Source organism: Serratia sp. J2 (assembly GCF_046269175.1).
Lineage (GTDB): Bacteria > Pseudomonadota > Gammaproteobacteria > Enterobacterales > Enterobacteriaceae > Chania > Chania fonticola_C.
On record NZ_JBKABN010000012.1, the window covers coordinates 111,170 to 130,258 of the forward strand.

Here is a 19,089-nt window from a genome sequence, read left to right on the forward strand (position 1 = left end):
GCTAACTTCGTGCTCCACGCAGCTCCCTCTCCCTGTAGGGATCGAGTTCGTTGATTTTTCGGTGTAATGCCCAGTCTTTGGTCTTTCTTTGGTCTTTTTATTACTCCCAACTTTTCGAAGCTGTACGGGCTAACTTCGCACTCTATGCAGCTCCCTCTCCCTGTGGGGATCGAGTTCGTTGATTTTTTCAGTGTAATGCCCGGACTTTGGTCTTTTTATTACTCCCAACTTTCCGAAGCTGTATGGTCTAACTTCGCACTCCACGCAGCTCCCTCTCCCTGTAGGGATCGAGTTCGTTGATTTTTCGGTGTAATGCCCAGTCTTTGATCTTTTTATTACTCCCAAGTTTCCGACGCTGTATGGTCTAACTTCGCACTCTATGCAGCTCCCTCTCCCTGTGGGAGAGGGTTGGGGTGAGGGGGAGATTAATAGACTAGTTCAAAGGTTTAGGGATACTTACTTACGCGCATCCAGCAGTTGGGCGGCGTTTTCGGTGGTCACCACGGTCCATGGCACCGAGTAGCGTTTAGCCGTGCCGTTATCCCACTGCATCTGGCCTGCATACTGCTTCCAGATATCCGACTGTGGCTGATAGCTGTCGCCTTTTACCGCGCGCAGCGCTACATCGATAGAACCCTGCATCTGGGCATGGGCATCTTGCAGAATCGACACCATCTCACCGGCCTGTACGGCACGAATGGCATCGGAGACGCCGTCGACCCCGGCAATCGCAAAATCTTTCACGTTCAGATTGGCACCCTTGATGGCTTCAATCGCTCCCAAGGCCATTTCGTCGTTTTGCGCGATGACGCCGTTAATCTGGCCACGGTGTTTCTGCAACCAGTTTTCCATCAGCGGCAGTGCCTCGGCACGTGACCAGTTGGCCGTCTTGCGCTCCAGCACCTTGATTTTGCCTGGGCCACATTCGGCAATAGCCTTGTCGTTGCCTTGTCCGCGCTGGATCTCGCCGCTGCCGCCTTTTGGCCCTTCGATAATCACCACGTTGCCCTGGCAGTTCATTTTTTGCAGCACCGCTTTGGCTTCCAGATACCCGCCCAGCACGTCGTCAGAGACCACTTCAGAGGTCATCTGGTCGGTATTCAAACGGGCGTTGGTGACTACCACCGGGATCTTGGCCTTGTTGGCCATGGTCACTACATCGATGTTGGCCTCGTAATCCATCGGGTTAATGATGATGGCATCAGTCTTGGTCTGAATGGCGGTTTCTGCCTGATTGTTCTGCACCATCGGGTCATAGCGGCCATCGTAAACGGTGAGCTGCACGTTGCCGTTTTTAACCTCAGGATGCTCTTTCGCCGCCTTTTCCATCAGTTGGACAAACTCGGCCTTCATGCCGTACATCAGCACGGCGATTTTCACCGGGGCGGCCTGGGCCAGCGTTGAGGTCCCCAGCAGCAGGCCGGAGGTGAGCAACGCAATTTTGGTCATCTTGTTCATGGTGACTCCTGGTTATAGGGTTTTGTTGTTATGAGGTAAGTTAGTCACGCTGTTGTTTGCGTGACGGGTCGAGCAACACGGCGACAACAATCAATGCGCCCTTGATGATCTGCTGGTAATAGGACTGCACACCGAGCAAATCAAGGCCGTTATTCATCACGCCGATAATCAATACGCCGAACAGGGTGCCAACCAAGGTGCCGACGCCGCCGGCCATGCTGGTGCCGCCAATGACCACGGCGGCAATGGCGTCCAGCTCGTAGGCGCTACCGGCGTTGGTTTGTGCGGAGCCGGTACGGGCCGTCAGGATCAAACCGGCGATGCCCGCCAGGGCAGCACACAGGGTGTAGACCAATACCTTGATTTGGATCACGCTGATGCCGGAGGTGCGGGCGCTCTTCTGGTTGCCCCCCACGGCATACACATGGCGGCCGAAGATGGTCTTATTGAGCAGGATCCAGGCGAGCACAAACAGGGCGGTGAAAATAATCACCGGCACCGGGATGCCCAGCACATAGCCATTGCCTAACCAGCGGAAATCGTTGTTGAGTTGGGAAACCGGGTTACCGTCGGTCGTCAGCAGCGCCAGGCCACGGGCGGCGGAAAGCATCCCCATGGTGACGATGAAGGGCTGCAAGCGGTAGCGGGCCAGAATGGTGCCGTTGATCAGCCCGCAGACGATACCGATGCCCAGGGCGACAATCAGCGGCACCATCACGGCGTGCGCGGTATCGCCGATAGACAGCCCGCTGTTGGTGGTGGCAAAGCGGGCGGCAACGATGCCGCTCAGCGCCAATACCGAGCCCACGGAAAGATCGACCCCGGCGGTAATAATCACAAAGGTCATGCCGATGGCCAGAATGCCGTTAATCGAGATCTGGCGCAGAACGATCAGCATGTTCTCGTCGCTTAAGAAGTAATTGCTGCTCCAGGCACCTTGCGCCACCTGAACTTCGCCAATCACCGTGACGATCAGACACAACACGAAGAAGGCGATAATAATGCCGTATTTGTGCAGATGTCGTTTATTTTGCGTAAAAAAAGCTAACCCGGGCGTTAATGAGTGGGTGCCATTCATAGTAAGTTCTCTTTAAAATAATGAGTTGATTGCCTGGCTATACGGCCAGTTTCATTAGTTCCGCCTGCGTGGCGTTTTTAGTCGATAATTCACCGGCGAGCATGCCGTTACGAAACACCAGAATGCGGTCGCTCATACCGATAATTTCTGACAGCTCGGAAGACACCATGATGATCGCTTTATCCTTCAGCGCGAATTCGGACATAAAGCGGTAGATCTCTTTTTTGGCCCCCACGTCAATGCCGCGCGTCGGCTCATCGAGCAGCATGATTTGCGGATCGAGCAAGGCCCAACGCCCCAATACCACCTTCTGCTGGTTGCCGCCGCTCAGGTTGCCGACGATGTGGTCGGCATCGGGGGTTTTGATGTTGAAGCGCTGGATCATATCGTTGGCACGCTGCTGTTCCTGGCCTGGGTTAATCATGCCCAGTTGGCTGATGGCACCCAGCGAAGCTACGTTGATATTTTCTTTAACCGAGCGGCACAGCACCAGGCCGGTATCCTTGCGATCTTCCGTCACGTAGGCCAGGCCGCTGTTGATTGATTCTTGTGGTGAATGTTTGGCGAGCTGACGATCGCCGATCTGGATGGTGCCGCTGTCCGCGTGCTGAATGCCAAAGATCAGATCGAGGAACTCACTGCGCCCGGACCCTACCAGCCCGTAAATCCCCAGGATCTCGCCGCGTTTTAACGTCAGGCTGATGTCGCGGATCTTGTTGCCCCAGCACAGGTGCTGCACCTCCATCATCACTTCATCGCCGGGCTGATTGAACTTGGCAAACTCGCTTTCGAACTCGCCGCCAATGATGTGCTCGATCAGTTGCTCGCGGGTGATATCTTGCAACAACCCTTCATGGATATAGCTACCGTCGCGAAAAATGGTGTAGCTGTCGGCAATCTGGAAGATCTCGGACAGACGGTGCGAGACATAAATGATGCCTTTGCCCTTGGCGGCCAAACGGGTGATCGCCTGGAAGATTTTCTGCACGTCCTCCTCGCCGATGGCCGACGTGGGTTCATCCATGATGATGATGTCGGCGTCTGAGTGGGAGAGGGCCTTGGCGATCTCCACCAGTTGCTGTTCCGCCACGCTGAGGTTGCGCATTTTTTCCGTCGGCGACAGGGCAAAATGCAGGTCCTGCAACAGCGCAGCGGTCTGCTGGTTCATGGTTTTGAAATCCACAAACCCCAGGCGGCGGGGTTCGCGCCCCAGCCAGATGTTTTCGGCCACCGTCAGATCGGGGATGGCGCTCAGCTCTTGTTGCACGATGGCGATGCCTGCCGCCAGCGCCTCTTTTGGATGAGCAAATTCACAACGTTGGCCATTGACGAAAATATCGCCGCTGTCGGGCTGGATAAAGCCCATCAGGATGCTGAGAAAGGTGGATTTCCCGGCACCGTTGCCGCCGCACAGCGCGTGGATCGACCCTTTGCGCAGGCAGAATTCGGCGTTTTTCAGTGCGACGACGGAGCCAAACGACTTCCTCACGCCGGTGACTTCCAGCAAGTAGGCCGGGGCTTGGGTCTGGGGATCGCGTGTCATAGCTTCACCTCGGGATACTCTTTTTGCAGTAGGTTCAGGTAACCGGCATACAGATCGGCATATTGCCGCTGGCGCTGCGGATCCGGCATCACGCGGGTCTCTTCATCCAGCCGGACAAAACGCTGGCATAGCCTGGTTAACTCTTCTGAGGCCAACAGGTCGGGTTGGGCCACAAGGTTGTCACACCACATAGCTTGAATGGCGGCACCCAACGCAGCGGTTTCCTTTTCTGCCAGACACACCACCGGGCAGTTCATCACGTCGGCAACGATCTGCCGCCAGCAGGCGCTGCGAGCGCCACCGCCGGTGAGGCGAATTTCGCTGGTGGAAATACCTTGCTGCTGGAACAGGTCGAGGCCGTAACGCAGGCCATAGGTAGCGCTTTCTACTACGGCCCGGCACAGGTTGGCTCCGGTAAAGTTGTCACTGTCCAGGTTATGCAGGCTGGCCTTGGCTGCGGGCAGTGGTGGAACGCGCTCGCCGTTGAAGAATGGCAGCATCATCACACCCGCCGCTCCAGGCTCGGTGGCGGCAAGGGCCTGATTGAATCCGGCCACGTCCTGCTGTAACAGGCGCTGTACCGAGGTGCTGGCAGAGGTGACGTTCATGGTGCAAATCAGCGGCAGCCAGCCGTTGCTGCTGGAGCAGAAACCGGCAATCGCTTCAGAATGGCTGACCACCGGCCGATCGGCATAGGCAAACAGCGTCCCGGAGGTGCCGAGACTCATGGTCACGATACCGGGGCGAATGTTACCGGTGCCGATTGCCGCCATCATGTTGTCGCCGCCGCCGCTGGCCACCCGGACATTGGGCTGCAGACCCAGCAGGTCTGCGACTTCCGGGCGCAAGTAGCCAACGCTTTCCTCGGCGTTGATCAGGCGAGGCAGGGCGTTCCACAGCAGGCCGCTATCGTCGATCAGCGCTACGGCATCGCGATCCCAGCAGCGCTGACGAATGTCAAACAGCCCGCTGCCGGAGGCATCGCCAAATTCCGCGACCCGCTCTCCGGTCAGCCAGAAGTTAAGATAGTCATGCGGTAACAGTACCGTTTTCAACCGTGCCCACAGCTGTGGATGTTGTTGCTTGAACCACAGGATCTTGGACGCGGTATAGCCCGCCGCCACCATCAGCCCCAGCTTCTGCAAGGAACCTTTGATGCCACCCAGGCCCGCCAGCAGAACGTCGTTTTCCCGCTGTGTGGAGGTGTCGCACCATAGTTTCACCGCGTGTAGCACGTCGCCTTGTTCATCCAAAGCAACGAAACCGTGCTGCTGCCCGGAAACCGACAGGGCGACAATGGCCGCTGGGTCAATGCTGGCGCTGTCGATCGCCTGACGAAACGCCAGCAACAATGCCTCAATCCACCACACGGTCAACTGTTCCCGGCGGCCGGAAGAGTCGCTGATCATCTCATGCGGCGCGCTGCCTTGGCCCACGATGGTGCCGGATGTGCCATCGACAATCACCACCTTGGTGCCTTGTGTACCACAGTCGATGCCTGCATAGAGCGCCATGGGTTACTCCATTTCCAACATGATTTTGATGTCGGTTGGATGACCCGCCGCCGCGCGTTCAAAGGCGGCCACGCTGTCTTTGAACTTGAAGCTTTGCGAGATCAGCGGCTGGACCCGCAACTTGCCGGAGCTGAGCAGGCGCAGGGTGCGTGGATACATATTGGCGTAACGGAAAATGGTCTTGAAGGTGACCTCTTTGGCCTGGGCGGCCACGATGTCCATGGGGGCTGCATCGATCGGCATGCCGACCAGCACTGCGGTGCCACCGGGAGCAATATGCTCGCTGACGCCGCCGATGGCCGGTTTGGCCCCGCTGCATTCGAACACGATGTCGACGCCGTTGCCGCTGGTCAACTCGGCGACCTTTTGCGCCAGGTTGCCGGTTTTGATATTGACCGCGTGCAGCCCCTCATAATTGGCGGCCACCTGCAGTTTCTCTTCAAACAGATCGCAGATAATCACATCTGAGCAGCCACCGGCCAACGCCGCCAGGGCGGTCACCACGCCGATGGGGCCAGCGCCAATCACCAGCGCGATATCACCCGGCTTGATCGCGGCCTTGGTGGCGGCGTGCATCCCGATAGCCAAGGGTTCAACCATGGCACCCTCGGCAAAGCTGACGTTATCCGGCAGTTTAAAGGTGAAGGCGGCAGGGTGGATGACGCTCTCTCTCAGGCAGCCGTGGATCGGCGGCGTGGCCCAGAAGCGAACGGCTGGATCCAGGTTGTAGATCCCTGCACGGGATTGCTGTGATTGCAGATCGGGAATGCCAGGCTCCATGCAAACCCGATCGCCAACCTGCAGGTGGCGAACGTTTTTGCCAACCGCCATGACGACGCCGGCAGCTTCATGGCCTAGCACCATCGGGGCGTTAACCACGAACGGTCCAATGCGGCCATGCTGATAGTAATGCACATCGCTGCCGCAAATACCGACGGAATGGATCTTGACCTGTACATCGTTTTCGCCAAGGACTTCATCAAACTGACAATCCTGGATGCTGATTTTACCGGGTTTTTCTAGCACTAATGCTTGCATGGTTATCATCCTTTCGTATCATTTTTATGGTATCGATATCATTTCAATGATCAGGATAGTAAGCGCGAGCGGGCTAAAAATGTGTGATGTTGGTTGTGTTTTTTGCTTTTGTGTTAAAATTTGTTGGTTTAATGAGGTGAAATAGTCGTTAAGATCACATTTATTGGCATGTGATGTTAATTATGATGGTATCGATATCATTAACGTTAACGAGGACATCATGCAGCGACCTATCGATGCGTTAGAAAGAACCCAAACCTTGCTTGCAGACTGTGGCATACGGTTGACCGACGTGGAAAAACAGGAGATCGAGCTGACGGATTTCGGCCTGGCCGATTACCCGCGCTCGGGGTTACAGCTACTCACTTACATTAACACCCCGCGCTACTGTGCCAAGGAGCTGGTGTTGTTTCCACACCAGACCTGTCCGGAGCATCTCCATCCGCCGTTTGATGATACGCCGGGCAAACAGGAAACGTTCCGCTGCCGCTGGGGGGAGGTCTATCTGTTTGTGGATGATGATGCCCTGACCTTGAACACCGAGCGGGGGACCCCAGCCTGTCAACCTCCAGCCGGGTTCGAACAGTGGTATACCTGCCAGCGTTATATTTTGTTGCGCGCGGGAGAACAATATACAATCAAGCCTAATACCAGACACTGGTTCCAGGCAGGCAAGCTTGGCGCGGTGGTTTCTGAGTTCTCGTCGCAAAGCCGTGATGATCTGGATGTTTTTACCGATCCCAACGTCCGGCGCGTCGGTTGATGCTGCGGTGATGAGAGTATTTACATAAGAGGTGATAATCCTTGATCACCTTGTCATGATACAAAATGATATGTTCCAACCAGGAGTCACACTTGGCGGCCGATCGACCACTGAAAGCGACGCTAGAGAGCGTCGCAGCGCTTGCAAATGTCAGCAAAATTACCGTATCCCGCGCCTTCTCCCAGCCGGATAAAGTCCACCCCGATACGCTCGATCGCATCCTCAAGACGGCGGAGAGTCTGGGGTATGTGATGAACACGGCCGCACGCAATCTGCGGGCTAAAGCAAGCAAAACGATCGGCATCGTCAACCCTGATATGGCCAACCCGTTTTTTGGCGCACTCACCCGGCTGATGACGCTGGAGGCGCAGAAAGCGGGCTACGATACGCTGGTGTTTGACTCTTATGAGTCGCAGGAGAATGAAAACCGCATTATCGATAAACTGATTGGCTACAACGTGGACGCCATCATTTTATCGGTGATTTCATCGGACCGAAACTACACGCCCGGCTACCTGAAAAACCTGGAAAGACTCGGCATCCCGGTGGTGCTGGTCGATCGGGAACTGGATGGGGCGTTTTGCAGCGGTGTGTATATCGACAATCTGGACTGTGGTTTACAGGCGGGGCGTTATCTGCTGGAGCAGAACAGCCAAAAGGTGGTGGTGGTTTCCGGGCCAGAGGATTCCAACGTGGCCAAAGAGCGGGTTACCGGGCTGATTGCTGCGCTGCAAGGCAAGGTGGCGAGCCTGGAGATTATTCATGCGGATTTCTATATGGATGCCGCCCTGCGCGTGACTAACGAGTATCTCGATCGCCAGCCGCCGCCAGACTATTTTGTCGGCTGCAATAACCAGATCTCGCTAGGCATCATCAAATCCTGTGTCGATCATCGTTTGGCGCTGATGAAAGATGTCTCGCTGTTTGGTATTGATGAAGTTTCCAATGCGGCGATTTACGGGTTTAATTTCCCCTGTATTTCCCACGATCTGCATGAAATCGCCTGGCAGGCGTTAGGTTTGGCTATCCGTCGGGCCGTCGATCACGATATTAAACCGGGTAAAGTCATTGTCAGAGGCAAGCTGATTGACGGCTAGCCGCTGGCCATTGAGCTTGGTGGTAGGCGCAAATAAAAACAGCCAATCTCTCGATTGGCTGCTTGGGCGAAGCTAAGGCTGGCCTTAGGCTTCGATTGGGGCACGCCAGTCGTCAGAACCCGAAGTCCCGGCGGTGGTGTGTTCCCAAGTGATTTTACGGTATGCCAGTGAAACGCGAACCAACTGAGTGAACTCAGCCTTGGTTGGATCCTGGCAGTGTGGCATTTTGCAGTCGATATCGATGATGGTGGCATCTTCCAGTTTGGTGGTAAAGAAGTGCTCTTGTTTACCTTCGATCGAGGTGCGGTACCATTTCAATTCAACCGTTGGCAGCATTTCGCCAGAGGCCAATGCGTTATACAGCAATGGAACAGCTTTGTTATAAGCCACGGTGAAGCGGAATGGCTTATGTGCACGCTGCCCTGACGGCTGGCCAGACTGCGGATCGGTTGGTACGGTAACAATATGTTCAAATTCCTGAACCAGCATTTGGTCTTCGTGGCCTTGAACAAAGATGTTACCGACAGATTCAGCGGTAAATGCGCTGGCGGTAATATTACCCTGGGTTTTCCCTGTGATAGAGATATAAGCTGGAGTTGGCATCTTAAAGATCCTTGTTAGATAAGCTTAGTAATAACTCAATGCTAGTCACACCCCTCGCCGATAATAATCGACCTCGAATGTGACTTGCCCCACTTCTCACTTCGGCCATCACTATAATCGGGTCTTTCCCTAGTGCCAAGCCACTCACAAATTTGCAAGGTTTATTGGTATCCTTAATGGTATAAATGATTATAATATTTGTATTATTGGTGTTTTATGCTGGATTAGATATTGATGTAGGTTATGGTTTGTGGGTTAAACATAATTATTAAAATTATATTATTTCATAACTATATGTTTTTATTGAGTTAATTAAATTTTATAAAATTATTTTTTATGATCATAAGCCGAAAGTTGCTCTCGCCAGGAGATAAATTATTAGGAAGCTTAGTAAAGAAAAATTTATGGACTTTTACCAGTCAGATCGGGGACGATACATTCAGTGAAGCTATGCTAATGCAGGAAATGTCCAGTTTTTGCCGTGGGCAGCAATCCCGTGTTCGGGGTTTTGTCATTATTTGGGATAATTCTCAGAGTCTCGTGAAATATAGGAGGATTCCCAACTTTGCGCGTAAAACCGGATTATTCGCAGACTTCGGCACGGCATAGGAGGAAGGTATTTAGGTTTACGGTGATAGATTTACTATCTGAATAGATGGCGATGACTCTATTAGCATGGATGATATCTGAATGTCATTTTCCGGTGCTCATTCAACAAACATTAGCTGGTATTCCCTTATTGTGACTAAAAGGACGAGTGATGAGTAAGAATAATCAAAGCAGTGTTGCCCCCAAGGAAAGGATCAACATTAAGTATGTTCCTAACACGGGCGATCAAACCACTGAAATCGAACTGCCACTGAACCTGATGGTTGTTGGCGATCTCAAGGGGGTTCGTGAAGATACTCCGATTGAAGAACGTCAGGTCGTTTCCGTCAGCAAGAACAACTTTAACGCGGTGATGAACGAAGCCAATATCAACCTTTCGTTCACTGTACCCAATCACCTGGAAGGCGAAGGGAAAGAAGAGATGCCGGTAACATTGGCGATCAATTCCCTCGACGATTTCTCACCGGATAACGTGGCGAAAAACGTCCCTGAACTGAAAAAAATTCTGGAACTGCGGGAAGCGCTGGTCGCCCTGAAAGGGCCTCTGGGCAACATTCCTGCCTTCCGTTCTCGTCTGCAAGATCTCCTAGGCAATGAAGAAATGCGTGAGCAGTTGCTAAAGGAACTGGACATTCTTAATCAGAAATAATTGAGACGGAAAGAGGGAATTTTACGTATGTCTTTACATGAAGAAAATGCGGTTTTAGCTGCCGAACCTACCAGTACCACTTTCCTGCTAGACGAAATCATGTCTCAGACCCGCATGATGCCGGGCAATGATGGCTATGACGTCGCCAAACAGGGCGTGGCTGCATTTATCAGCAGCATTCTGGACACCGGCACCAACGAAGAACCGATCAACAAGCTGTTGGTCGACAGAATGATCATTGAGCTGGATAAAAAGCTCAGTGCCCAGATGGACGAAATTCTGCATGCCAAAGAATTCCGCGAAATCGAATCCTCCTGGCGTTCACTGAAGCTGTTGGTGGATCGCACCGATTTCCGTGAAAACATCAAAATCAACATCATGCACGCGACGAAAGAAGAGCTGCTGGAAGATTTTGAGTTCTCGCCGGAAATTATCCAGTCTGGTTTCTACAAGCACGTGTATTCATCCGGTTATGGCCAGTTTGGCGGCGAACCTACCGCAGCCATCATCGGTAACTATGCGTTCAGCAACAGCACCCCGGATATGAAGCTGCTGCAATACGTCAGCGCCGTTGGGGCCATGGCACATGCGCCGTTCCTTTCCAGCGTTGCGCCGGACTTCTTTGGTATCAACAGCTTTACCGAGCTGCCAGCCATCAAAGACATGAAGTCGGTGTTCGAAGGGCCAGCACACACCAAATGGCGTGCGCTGCGCGAGTCGGAAGATTCCCGCTATCTGGGCCTGACCACGCCACGTTTCCTGCTGCGTTTGCCGTATTCCACCGTTGAAAACCCGATCAAGAATTTCAACTACTACGAAGACGTCAGCAAGGATCACGAACACTTCCTGTGGGGCAACACCGCATTCCTGCTGGCAGCCTGCCTGACAGACAGCTTCGCCAAGTATCGCTGGTGTCCTAACATTATCGGGCCACAAAGCGGTGGTGCGGTGCACAACCTGCCGGTTCACCTCTATGAGGCGATGGGCCAGGTACAGGCGAAGATCCCGACCGAAGTGCTGATCACCGATCGTCGTGAATTTGAGCTGGCGGAAGAGGGCTTTATTACCCTGACCATGCGCAAAGGAACCGACAACGCGGCCTTCTTCTCGGCCAACTCGGTCCAAAAGCCGAAAGTATTCCCGAATACCCATGAAGGGCGGATGGCGGAAACCAACTACAAGTTGGGTACCCAACTGCCGTACATGTTCATCATCAACCGTCTGGCTCACTACATCAAAGTGCTACAGCGTGAGCAGATTGGTTCGTGGAAAGAGCGTCAGGATCTGGAGCGTGAGCTGAACATCTGGCTCAAGCAATACATTGCCGATCAGGAAAACCCACCGACCGATGTCCGCAGCCGCCGTCCTCTGCGCTCTGCTCAGATCCAGGTGCTGGATGTCGAAGGGGATCCGGGCTGGTACCAGGTGGCGATGCAGGTGCGTCCACACTTCAAATACATGGGAGCCAGTTTCGAGCTCTCGCTGGTTGGTCGTTTGGATAAGGAATAACAGGCAATGGCTGCGCTTCTTAATTGGGAGCGAGGAAGTTCTGCCAGCTTGTTTGAGCGTATCCAGGGGAAGGGCTTTGGCCCTTCCTCACATAGCCGTGTTCAAGAGCTATTAATCTCAATCAAGCAGCATTTGAACGAAGTCCTCAATTCGCGCCCCGGAGCCTGCCAAAGTGCTGCAGGCCTGGGGGTTATTGATCTCAATGATGCCACGGCAACCACGTCTGATTTCCGTAAGAGTATTGAGCAGGCCATCAAGGAGTGTATTGAGCGCTACGAGCCAAGAATTTCCGAGGTTGCCGTTCAATCCCTGGTGGATCAGGGGGACCCACTGTTATTGAGTTTCCATATCAGTGCTCACGTTGATTTCGACAATATCGGCGATGTGGTTGAGTTCAACATCCAATTGGACAGCAACCGCCGTTACTGCCTAAACCAGGAAGCATAATGTCGTTCGAAAAGTACTTCAGGGATGAGCTGGATTATCTCCGGCAGCTAGGGCGTGATGCCGCAATCGAACGGCCGCACCTTGCTGCCTTTTTATCCGAACAGGGTTCCGATCCAGACGTTGAGCGGCTGTTGGAAGGCTTCGCCTTTCTGACCGGCAACCTGCGCGAAAAGATCGACGACCAGTTCCCGGAGTTGACACACGGCCTGCTGAATATGCTGTGGCCGAACTATTTGCGGCCAGTGCCCAGCATGACCATCGTCGAATACACGCCGAACAGCAGTGCACTCACTGAAGCGACGTTGATCGAGCGCGGTAGCCAGATCGAGAGCGTCCCGATTGCGCAAAGGGCGGAACGTGGTGCGTTGCAAAACGACAGCGAAACACACGGGCCCCAGTGCAGCTTCACCCTCTGTCGGGATGTCTGGCTGTTTCCGATGGGCATCCAGGATATCGCCGTCAACAACAGCAACGAACAGGGTATATTGAGCATTCACTTTGGCGCCAAGGCAGAGTTGAACGTGCAAGAAATGCGGCTCGATAAACTGCGTTTCTATCTGGGTGAGGACGGTTACACCAGCACCCAGCTCTATTTCTGGATCAGCCACTATTTCGAACGGGCCGACCTGGTGGTCAACGGCATCACCATTCCGATGCCGGACTTCGATTTCAACCCGGTGGGCTTTGAGCGCGAAGATGCGCTGTTGCCTTATCCGAAAAACGCCTATGTTGGCTACCGTATCCTGCAGGAGTATTTCTGTTTCCCGGAAGGCTTCCTGTTCTTTGACGTGGCTGGCGTGGTGGATTTCCCCGCGCATCTGAAAGCCAGCGAGTTCACCCTCAATCTGCATTTCTCCCAGCCATTGCCTCCTGAGGTCAAGATACGGCCAACCACCCTGCGCCTGAACTGCACCCCGGCGGTGAATCTGTTCAAACGCGACAGCGAGGCGATAGCCCTGGATGGCACACAAACCGAATATCCGCTGTGTGCCAGCTACCATCATCCTGAGCGCTACGAGATTTTCTCGGTCGATCGCGTGGAGAGCTGGTTAAGCAAAGATCCCAAGGGCAGCGGGCGGGGGCAGGCCAGAAGCTATCCGGCGTTCGAAAGTTTCCATCATCAGGTGGAGCCTGCGCAGGAGCGCAACATGCTCTATTACCGCCTACGGGTGAGAAATTCGCTGTTCCGTAAGGGCTTTGAGCATTACATCTCCTTTGTGCGCAGTGATGAGACGCAGGTGGCGCTGTCTCAAGAAAACGTGTCGGTCAGCATGACCTGTACCAACCGCGAATTACCGCTGGCGCTACGCGTGGGTGATATCTGCCAACGGACGCAAGCAGGCCCGTCATTTGCCACCTTCCGTAATATTACCCGGCCTTCGGTACCGCTGTATCCGGTGTTGGATGGCAGCCTGCAATGGTCTTTGTTGTCCAATATGTCGTTGAACTACATGTCATTACTGGACAAGGATTCGTTAAAACAGATCCTGCAGACCTATGATTTTCCCAGCGTACACAACCGGCAATCCGCTCGGTCGTCGCAAAAAAAACTGGACGCGATTTCGCGTATCGAAACCCAGCCGATCGACAGGTTGTTCCGTGGTTTACCGGTCAGAGGCCTGCAAACCACCCTCTGGCTGGAGCAAAGCGCTTTTGGTTCTGAAGGTGAGCTCTACCTGTTTGGTACGGTGTTGGCACGCTTCTTCTCCCTGTATGCCAGCGTCAACTCGTTCCACCTTTTGAAAGTCATCAATCTTGATAATCAGGAATGTTACCAATGGCCGGTACAGACGGGTCAACATGCATTGATGTAAGCGCGGGTGAAGGCGTAGCGCCGGAGCCAGTGCTGGATGTGTCACGTTATAACTTTTACCAATTGGTCGAGCTGCTCAACCAAATGGCGGTAGCGTGGCAAAAATCCCCGGGTTCAGCCAGGCCAGCCGATGAGGCCATCCGCTTTAAATCGACCGCCAGCCTGGCTTTTCCAACCCGTGACGTGATCGCGTTGGAGACTTCCGCTCGCGGCCAGTTTGAGCTGGAAGTCTCTTTCCTTGGATTGCATGGCAGCCAGTCGCCGTTACCCGGTTATTACCTGGATTCGTTGGCCTGGGAAGATGCCCAGAATGAAAACCGCCTGACGGATTTTCTCAACGTGTTCAACCACCGGCTGTTAACGCTGCTGCATCAGATTTGGCGCAAATACCGCTACTACATCTGCTTTGACGAGGGTGGTAACGATGATGTCTCGCAGCGCATGTTTGCGCTAGTGGGATTAAGTAACGAGGCGATCCGCAAAAAACTGCGCATCCACCACGGCAAAATGCTGGCTTATGCCGGCTTGCTGGCCAGCCCTGGGCGTGCCCCGGAAGTGATTTGCAGCCTGGTGGCGCACTGTTTCAACCTGGCGGATGTGACGCTGCAAAGTTGGCAACTGCGCAAGGTCAAAATTGCCCCGGAGCAGCAGAATCGCCTGGGCGGCAGGGTGAAGGTCAGCGGCCAGAAATACCAGGGGAAATCGGTGCTGGGCGTCAATTTCTCACTGGGATCGCAGGTAGCGGATCGCAGTGGCAAATATCAGTTGTGCCTCAACCAACTGACGCGTGAACAGTTCTTGTCATTTTTACCTAACGGGGAGAATTACGAGCCGTTAGAGATGTTTGTGGCTTTCATTATGCGCGACCAGTTTTCGTGGGATTTACGCCTGGGTCTGGCAGAGCAGCAGGTGGGCGGCATGATCCTGGGGACAGAACAAAACAACCTGCTGGGCTGGACCAGCTTCCTCGGGGAACCCGAGCAACAGCCCCACGTAACCATCAGCGTTATGGAATGACAATCAAGATTCAGGAAGAGAGATCATGGATAAACAGCAACCGACGCTATCATTGCGAGTCGTCAATAGCGACAGATTGGAAAGTGGCAAACCGGCCAGCAGCCTGTTTAATGCACAGGGTGGGGTGGTTGGCAGTGACGGCAGCCATCATTGGTCTATTCAAGATCAGGGCGGCAATATCAGCCCTTCACAGTTTGCCATTGAATGGCGTGATGGGTCCTTTTGCCTGCGGGTGCTCAACGGTGCGGTGAGTATTAACCAGTCGATGCTGACGGCAAACTCCGGTTTGGTGCGCATCCAGCAAGGTGATGAAATCAGCGTAGGCAATCTGGCCATCAAGAGCCATATCAGCCGCTCGAGCGCCGATATGATCGATCCGCTGATGGTTTCGCCAGAATCGCTGGTCTCCAGCTACAGCAACCCGCTGGAAGCGATGATGGAAGGGGGCAATACACAGGTTTCCCACCATGAGCAGGACAACCGCCTCGCCGCCACGGTCGCCAACGGTTTCAGTCACGACCCGCTGCGGGTATTGGAAACCGAGAGCCTGACGATGCACGAACCTCTGAGCGCCCTCACCGGTGCCGATCAATCATTACAACAGGATCGCTACCGCGATCCGCTGTTCTCTTCTCCACTTTCTGATATCACCAAGGACAGTGCCATGGATCAGGAGTTTATCGATCTGCCGCAAATCAGCAGTTTTCTTTCCGGCCAGCAGGCACCGTCAGACAGCAAGATGGAACAGCAGCACGTGGCGATCACGCCGCTGATGCGGGGTTTTGGCGCACAACTGCCAATCCGCAACAGCCAGGAGGCCAATGACTTCCTCGAGGAAGCTGGCAAAACGCTCAGGGCCGCCATTGAAGGGCTATTGGCCTTGCAGCGCAGCCAACACGGCCTGCGGGACAAACATTTGCGGCCAATCGAAGATAACCCACTGCGCCTGAATATGGATTACGACACCACCCTCAGCCTGCTGTTTGCCGATCAAAAAAGCCCGGTGCACCTTTCCGCCCCGGCGGCGGTGGCCGAGAGCCTGCATAATCTGCGCCTGCACCATCAGGCCAACCAACAGGCGATTGCCCAGGCGTTGAGCACCATGCTGGAAGCTTTCTCCCCAGAGCGGTTGCTGACGCGCTTTAGCCATTACATGCGCAGCAACGAGCGCCAGGAACAAGACTCCGCCTGGGCCTGGGAAATGTACAAAAACTACTACCAGGAATTGGCCTCCAGCCGCCAGCAGGGTTTCGAAAAGCTGTTTGGCGAAGTGTATGAACAGGCTTATGACCAGGCGCTGCGCCAGGGGATGAAGGACAGCGAACGATGAAAGGTGGCAGAGGATACTTTCTGACGACTGCGCTATGCCTGGTGCTGATGCTGTCAGGATGCACGATATGGAAAAACAAGAAGCCGGAGCGCGTTACCGAGCAGCCTTCTACGCTGCGGTTAACGCTGCTGGCGGACGCGAACATCAACCCCAATGAGAAAGGTGAGGCCGCGCCGACCGAGATTGCGGTGGTGTACCTGAGCGACGATTCCAAACTGTTGGCGGCCGATTACGACCAGCTCGACACGGAAATATTGAAGAAAACGCTCAGTAAGAACTACATCGACCACCAGGAATACACCCTGCTGCCAAGCCAATATAAACCGTTACCCGCCATTGAGCTGGAAGAGAAGACCCACTATCTGGGGGTGATTGCCTACTATGCCGACGTTGATCGCGCTGAATGGAAAAAAATCATCAAGCTCAGCGATGTTGGTCATAACTACGGCGTGCTGATCCACGTTAAAGCGGATGAAATCGACTTAAGGAAAGAGGAAGAATAACCATGCCGACCAAGAATCGGGTGATCTGGCGCGAAGGCCTGTTCATTAAGCCACAACACTTTCAACAGCAACAAAGACATAACGATTATCAGCTGCAGCGCCGCATCACCGCGCTGACCAATTACACCTATGGCTTCCACTCGCTGCAGATCAATCAGGAACTGCTCAAGCTGGGGCGTATCGGCTTGACCAACGCCAGCGGCAGCATGGCCGATGGCACGGTGTTTGATATTCCTTATCAGGATTGCTCGCCCAAGCCGCTGGACGTACTGAACTGCAACGATGCCGCCAGCCGCGATATCTATCTGGCGTTGCCGATGCTCAACGACACCATCAATGAGGTTGCCAGCCCGCACAGCCAACTGCCTGGGGCGATCCGCTACGCCGAACATACCGATGACGTGCGCGATTTGCACACCGACGGCGGCGATGTCAGCCAATTGCTGCTGGCCCAGCTTGCGCCGCGTTTGATGCAGGGATCTGAAGATCTCAGCGCCTATTCCGTGCTGCCGGTCTGCCGCATCAAAGAGAAGCACCCGGACGGCTCGCTGATCCTGGATGAAGAATTTATTCCTACCTGCACCACCCTGCACGCTTCCGTACAGTTGAAAGACTTCATGGATGAAGTGGAAGGCACCTTGGTGGAGCGCGCCCGGTTGCTGGCCAAACGTATCGGTTCGCCGGGCCAGCAGGGGATTGCCGACGTGGCCGAATTTATGATGCTGCAGGTGTTCAACCGCATGCAGCCACTATTCACCCATCTGTCCCATCAGGCAGTGCTGCACCCACAGGATTTTTATAGCCACCTGGTGCAAACCTGCGGCGAGTTGCGCACCTTTACCGACGAATCACGTCTGGCGGGCAGCTTCATCGTCTATAACCATGACAACCTGACCGACTGCTTCCAGCCGCTGTTCCTGGCGATGCGCCAAACGCTCAGCACGGTGCTGACACCGCGTGCCATCTCGGTACAGCTGCATCCGCAGCCTAACGGCATTCGAGTGGGGACGATCAACGACAGCGATCTGTTGCGCAGCGCCGACTTTGTGCTGGCCGTCCGGGCGCAGATCCCGCAGGAACAGCTGCGGCGTCAATTCGTGCAGCAAACCAAGATCACCTCGCTGGAGAAAATCCGTGAGCTGGTTAGCCTGCAACTGCCAGGTGTACCGCTAGTGGCGCTCTCTGCCGCACCGCGTCAACTGCCTTACCATTCCGGCTACACCTACTTCATGTTGGATCGACAAAGCCCGACCTGGAAAGAGGTCCTGCAAAGCAACGCGATTGCCTTCCACGTTTCGGGTGACTTCCCTGAACTGGATATGCAGTTCTGGGCGATTAGGAGCAGCTAATGAAAATGCATGCCGTCACGGATAACCCCGCGCTGCCCGAAACGGAAACCGTCACTTCGTATCGGCAATATCAGCTCCCGCTGCGCGGCGAGAGCCTGAATGCGATGGTAGATGCCGCCACGCCGTTACTCGGCATGGTGCTGCGCTTGAAGGACATGGAAAACCAGCCGCTGCCAGACCAGCTTTATCAGCAGGTGGTAACGGATATCCGCGCCATTGAGCAGTTCCTGCAAACCAAAGGCTACGAGCCAGGGGCGATAGTTTCGTTCCGCTACGTGCTTTGTACCTTTATCGATGAGACGGCGTTAGGGCACGGTTGGAATACGCAAAACGGCTGGTTGCAGCAGTCCTTGCTGGTGCATTTCCATAACGAAACCTGGGGCGGCGAGAAGGTGTACGTCCTGCTGGAGCGCCTGATGGGTGAACCCAAACGTTATCAGGATCTGCTGGAGTTCATCTACCTGTGTTTCTGCCTGGGTTATCGCGGCCGCTACAAGGTGACATTGCAAAACAGCGATGACTTTGAACGGCTGTTCCGTCGGCTGCATCACCAACTGCAACAGCTGCGCGGTGAAGCCCCCGCGACCGTCTTGCACCAGAAACAAAGCCGCACCGGCGGGCGCTATTACCTGAGTAAACGGTTGACCATCAAGCATCTGCTATGGGGTGGCTTAGGCCTGTTGACGGTGATTTACCTGTTTTATGCCATCCAGTTACATGGACAGACTCAGGATATTTTGCAGCAGCTAAACAATTTATTGAGCTAGGA

At 54.3% G+C, this 19,089-nt stretch carries 17 protein-coding genes; 11 read left to right on the forward strand and 6 right to left on the reverse strand.

The window, feature by feature from the left end:
• Window positions 1-456: 456 nt before the first annotated feature.
• From ACKWMY_RS14270 to ACKWMY_RS14290, 5 genes are read right to left on the reverse strand one after another with little or no spacing between them, the layout of a single operon-like run.
• Window positions 457-1,449: a substrate-binding domain-containing protein gene (locus ACKWMY_RS14270; protein WP_370592698.1), complete on the reverse strand. Its 993-nt coding sequence runs from the start codon at window positions 1,447-1,449 to the stop codon at window positions 457-459.
• A gap of 49 nt (window positions 1,450-1,498) precedes the next feature.
• Window positions 1,499-2,536, reverse strand: a complete 1,038-nt coding sequence (locus ACKWMY_RS14275) for an ABC transporter permease (RefSeq protein ID WP_024529696.1) — start codon at window positions 2,534-2,536, stop codon at window positions 1,499-1,501.
• Between the two features lie 37 nt (window positions 2,537-2,573).
• Window positions 2,574-4,079, reverse strand: a complete 1,506-nt coding sequence (locus ACKWMY_RS14280) for a sugar ABC transporter ATP-binding protein (RefSeq protein ID WP_074031861.1) — start codon at window positions 4,077-4,079, stop codon at window positions 2,574-2,576.
• Window positions 4,076-5,593 carry a xylulokinase gene (xylB, locus tag ACKWMY_RS14285; protein ID WP_409486474.1) on the reverse strand — a complete coding sequence of 506 codons (1,518 nt, stop codon included), beginning with the start codon at window positions 5,591-5,593 and terminating at the stop codon, window positions 4,076-4,078. Before xylB ends, ACKWMY_RS14280 begins: the two co-directional genes overlap by 4 nt.
• Before the next feature lie 3 nt (window positions 5,594-5,596).
• Complete coding sequence (locus ACKWMY_RS14290; protein WP_161712239.1) at window positions 5,597-6,631, reverse strand: NAD(P)-dependent alcohol dehydrogenase; 1,035 nt, start codon at window positions 6,629-6,631, stop codon at window positions 5,597-5,599.
• A gap of 220 nt (window positions 6,632-6,851) precedes the next feature.
• Between ACKWMY_RS14290 and ACKWMY_RS14295 the strand changes: the two genes are divergently transcribed.
• The gene (locus ACKWMY_RS14295; protein ID WP_409486475.1) at window positions 6,852-7,394 is read left to right on the forward strand and encodes a D-lyxose/D-mannose family sugar isomerase; all 543 of its coding nucleotides are present in this window, start codon (window positions 6,852-6,854) and stop codon (window positions 7,392-7,394) included.
• Window positions 7,395-7,486: 92 nt separating this feature from the next.
• The gene (locus ACKWMY_RS14300; protein WP_409486476.1) at window positions 7,487-8,491 is read left to right on the forward strand and encodes a LacI family DNA-binding transcriptional regulator; all 1,005 of its coding nucleotides are present in this window, start codon (window positions 7,487-7,489) and stop codon (window positions 8,489-8,491) included.
• 84 nt (window positions 8,492-8,575) lie between these two features.
• On the opposite strand, the gene ACKWMY_RS14305 is transcribed toward ACKWMY_RS14300, so the two are convergent.
• The gene (locus ACKWMY_RS14305) at window positions 8,576-9,094 is read right to left on the reverse strand and encodes an Hcp family type VI secretion system effector (protein ID WP_021178406.1); all 519 of its coding nucleotides are present in this window, start codon (window positions 9,092-9,094) and stop codon (window positions 8,576-8,578) included.
• Between the two features lie 760 nt (window positions 9,095-9,854).
• Here ACKWMY_RS14305 and tssB point away from each other — a divergent pair.
• From tssB to icmH, 9 genes are read left to right on the forward strand one after another with little or no spacing between them, the layout of a single operon-like run.
• Window positions 9,855-10,352, forward strand: a complete 498-nt coding sequence (tssB, locus tag ACKWMY_RS14310) for a type VI secretion system contractile sheath small subunit (RefSeq protein ID WP_024529701.1) — start codon at window positions 9,855-9,857, stop codon at window positions 10,350-10,352.
• 27 nt (window positions 10,353-10,379) lie between these two features.
• Window positions 10,380-11,861: a type VI secretion system contractile sheath large subunit gene (gene tssC / locus ACKWMY_RS14315; protein WP_021804827.1), complete on the forward strand. Its 1,482-nt coding sequence runs from the start codon at window positions 10,380-10,382 to the stop codon at window positions 11,859-11,861.
• Window positions 11,862-11,867: 6 nt separating this feature from the next.
• Window positions 11,868-12,308: a type VI secretion system baseplate subunit TssE gene (tssE, locus tag ACKWMY_RS14320; RefSeq protein WP_024529702.1), complete on the forward strand. Its 441-nt coding sequence runs from the start codon at window positions 11,868-11,870 to the stop codon at window positions 12,306-12,308.
• Window positions 12,308-14,122 carry a type VI secretion system baseplate subunit TssF gene (gene tssF, locus ACKWMY_RS14325; RefSeq protein ID WP_024529703.1) on the forward strand — a complete coding sequence of 605 codons (1,815 nt, stop codon included), beginning with the start codon at window positions 12,308-12,310 and terminating at the stop codon, window positions 14,120-14,122. Before tssE ends, tssF begins: the two co-directional genes overlap by 1 nt.
• Entirely contained in the window at window positions 14,086-15,138 is a 1,053-nt protein-coding gene (tssG, locus tag ACKWMY_RS14330) for a type VI secretion system baseplate subunit TssG (RefSeq protein WP_308872778.1), read from the forward strand. The genes tssF and tssG overlap by 37 nt, the downstream gene beginning before the upstream one ends.
• Before the next feature lie 25 nt (window positions 15,139-15,163).
• Window positions 15,164-16,468: a type VI secretion system-associated FHA domain protein TagH gene (gene tagH / locus ACKWMY_RS14335; RefSeq protein WP_024529705.1), complete on the forward strand. Its 1,305-nt coding sequence runs from the start codon at window positions 15,164-15,166 to the stop codon at window positions 16,466-16,468.
• The gene (gene tssJ, locus ACKWMY_RS14340; protein ID WP_024529706.1) at window positions 16,465-16,971 is read left to right on the forward strand and encodes a type VI secretion system lipoprotein TssJ; all 507 of its coding nucleotides are present in this window, start codon (window positions 16,465-16,467) and stop codon (window positions 16,969-16,971) included. The genes tagH and tssJ overlap by 4 nt, the downstream gene beginning before the upstream one ends.
• 2 nt (window positions 16,972-16,973) lie before the next feature.
• Window positions 16,974-18,320: a type VI secretion system baseplate subunit TssK gene (gene tssK, locus ACKWMY_RS14345; protein ID WP_024529707.1), complete on the forward strand. Its 1,347-nt coding sequence runs from the start codon at window positions 16,974-16,976 to the stop codon at window positions 18,318-18,320.
• Window positions 18,320-19,087, forward strand: coding sequence for a type IVB secretion system protein IcmH/DotU (gene icmH / locus ACKWMY_RS14350; RefSeq protein ID WP_021178397.1), 768 nt, complete (start codon window positions 18,320-18,322; stop codon window positions 19,085-19,087). The genes tssK and icmH overlap by 1 nt, the downstream gene beginning before the upstream one ends.
• Window positions 19,088-19,089: the final 2 nt, after the last annotated feature.

Bases quoted from the DNA above. Each gene is read 5' to 3' on its own strand.
- ACKWMY_RS14270 (WP_370592698.1), bottom strand. From the start codon at position 1,449: ATGACCAAAATTGCGTTGCTCACCTCCGGCCTGCTGCTGGGGACCTCA.
- xylB (WP_409486474.1), bottom strand. From the start codon at position 5,593: ATGGCGCTCTATGCAGGCATCGACTGTGGTACACAAGGCACCAAGGTG.
- icmH (WP_021178397.1), top strand. From the start codon at position 18,320: ATGAAAATGCATGCCGTCACGGATAACCCCGCGCTGCCCGAAACGGAA.
- tssK (WP_024529707.1), top strand. From the start codon at position 16,974: ATGCCGACCAAGAATCGGGTGATCTGGCGCGAAGGCCTGTTCATTAAG.
- ACKWMY_RS14275 (WP_024529696.1), bottom strand. From the start codon at position 2,536: ATGAATGGCACCCACTCATTAACGCCCGGGTTAGCTTTTTTTACGCAA.
- ACKWMY_RS14290 (WP_161712239.1), bottom strand. From the start codon at position 6,631: ATGCAAGCATTAGTGCTAGAAAAACCCGGTAAAATCAGCATCCAGGAT.
- tssB (WP_024529701.1), top strand. From the start codon at position 9,855: ATGAGTAAGAATAATCAAAGCAGTGTTGCCCCCAAGGAAAGGATCAAC.
- tssF (WP_024529703.1), top strand. From the start codon at position 12,308: ATGTCGTTCGAAAAGTACTTCAGGGATGAGCTGGATTATCTCCGGCAG.
- tagH (WP_024529705.1), top strand. From the start codon at position 15,164: ATGGATAAACAGCAACCGACGCTATCATTGCGAGTCGTCAATAGCGAC.
- tssC (WP_021804827.1), top strand. From the start codon at position 10,380: ATGTCTTTACATGAAGAAAATGCGGTTTTAGCTGCCGAACCTACCAGT.
- tssJ (WP_024529706.1), top strand. From the start codon at position 16,465: ATGAAAGGTGGCAGAGGATACTTTCTGACGACTGCGCTATGCCTGGTG.
- ACKWMY_RS14295 (WP_409486475.1), top strand. From the start codon at position 6,852: ATGCAGCGACCTATCGATGCGTTAGAAAGAACCCAAACCTTGCTTGCA.
- ACKWMY_RS14305 (WP_021178406.1), bottom strand. From the start codon at position 9,094: ATGCCAACTCCAGCTTATATCTCTATCACAGGGAAAACCCAGGGTAAT.
- tssG (WP_308872778.1), top strand. From the start codon at position 14,086: ATGGCCGGTACAGACGGGTCAACATGCATTGATGTAAGCGCGGGTGAA.
- tssE (WP_024529702.1), top strand. From the start codon at position 11,868: ATGGCTGCGCTTCTTAATTGGGAGCGAGGAAGTTCTGCCAGCTTGTTT.
- ACKWMY_RS14280 (WP_074031861.1), bottom strand. From the start codon at position 4,079: ATGACACGCGATCCCCAGACCCAAGCCCCGGCCTACTTGCTGGAAGTC.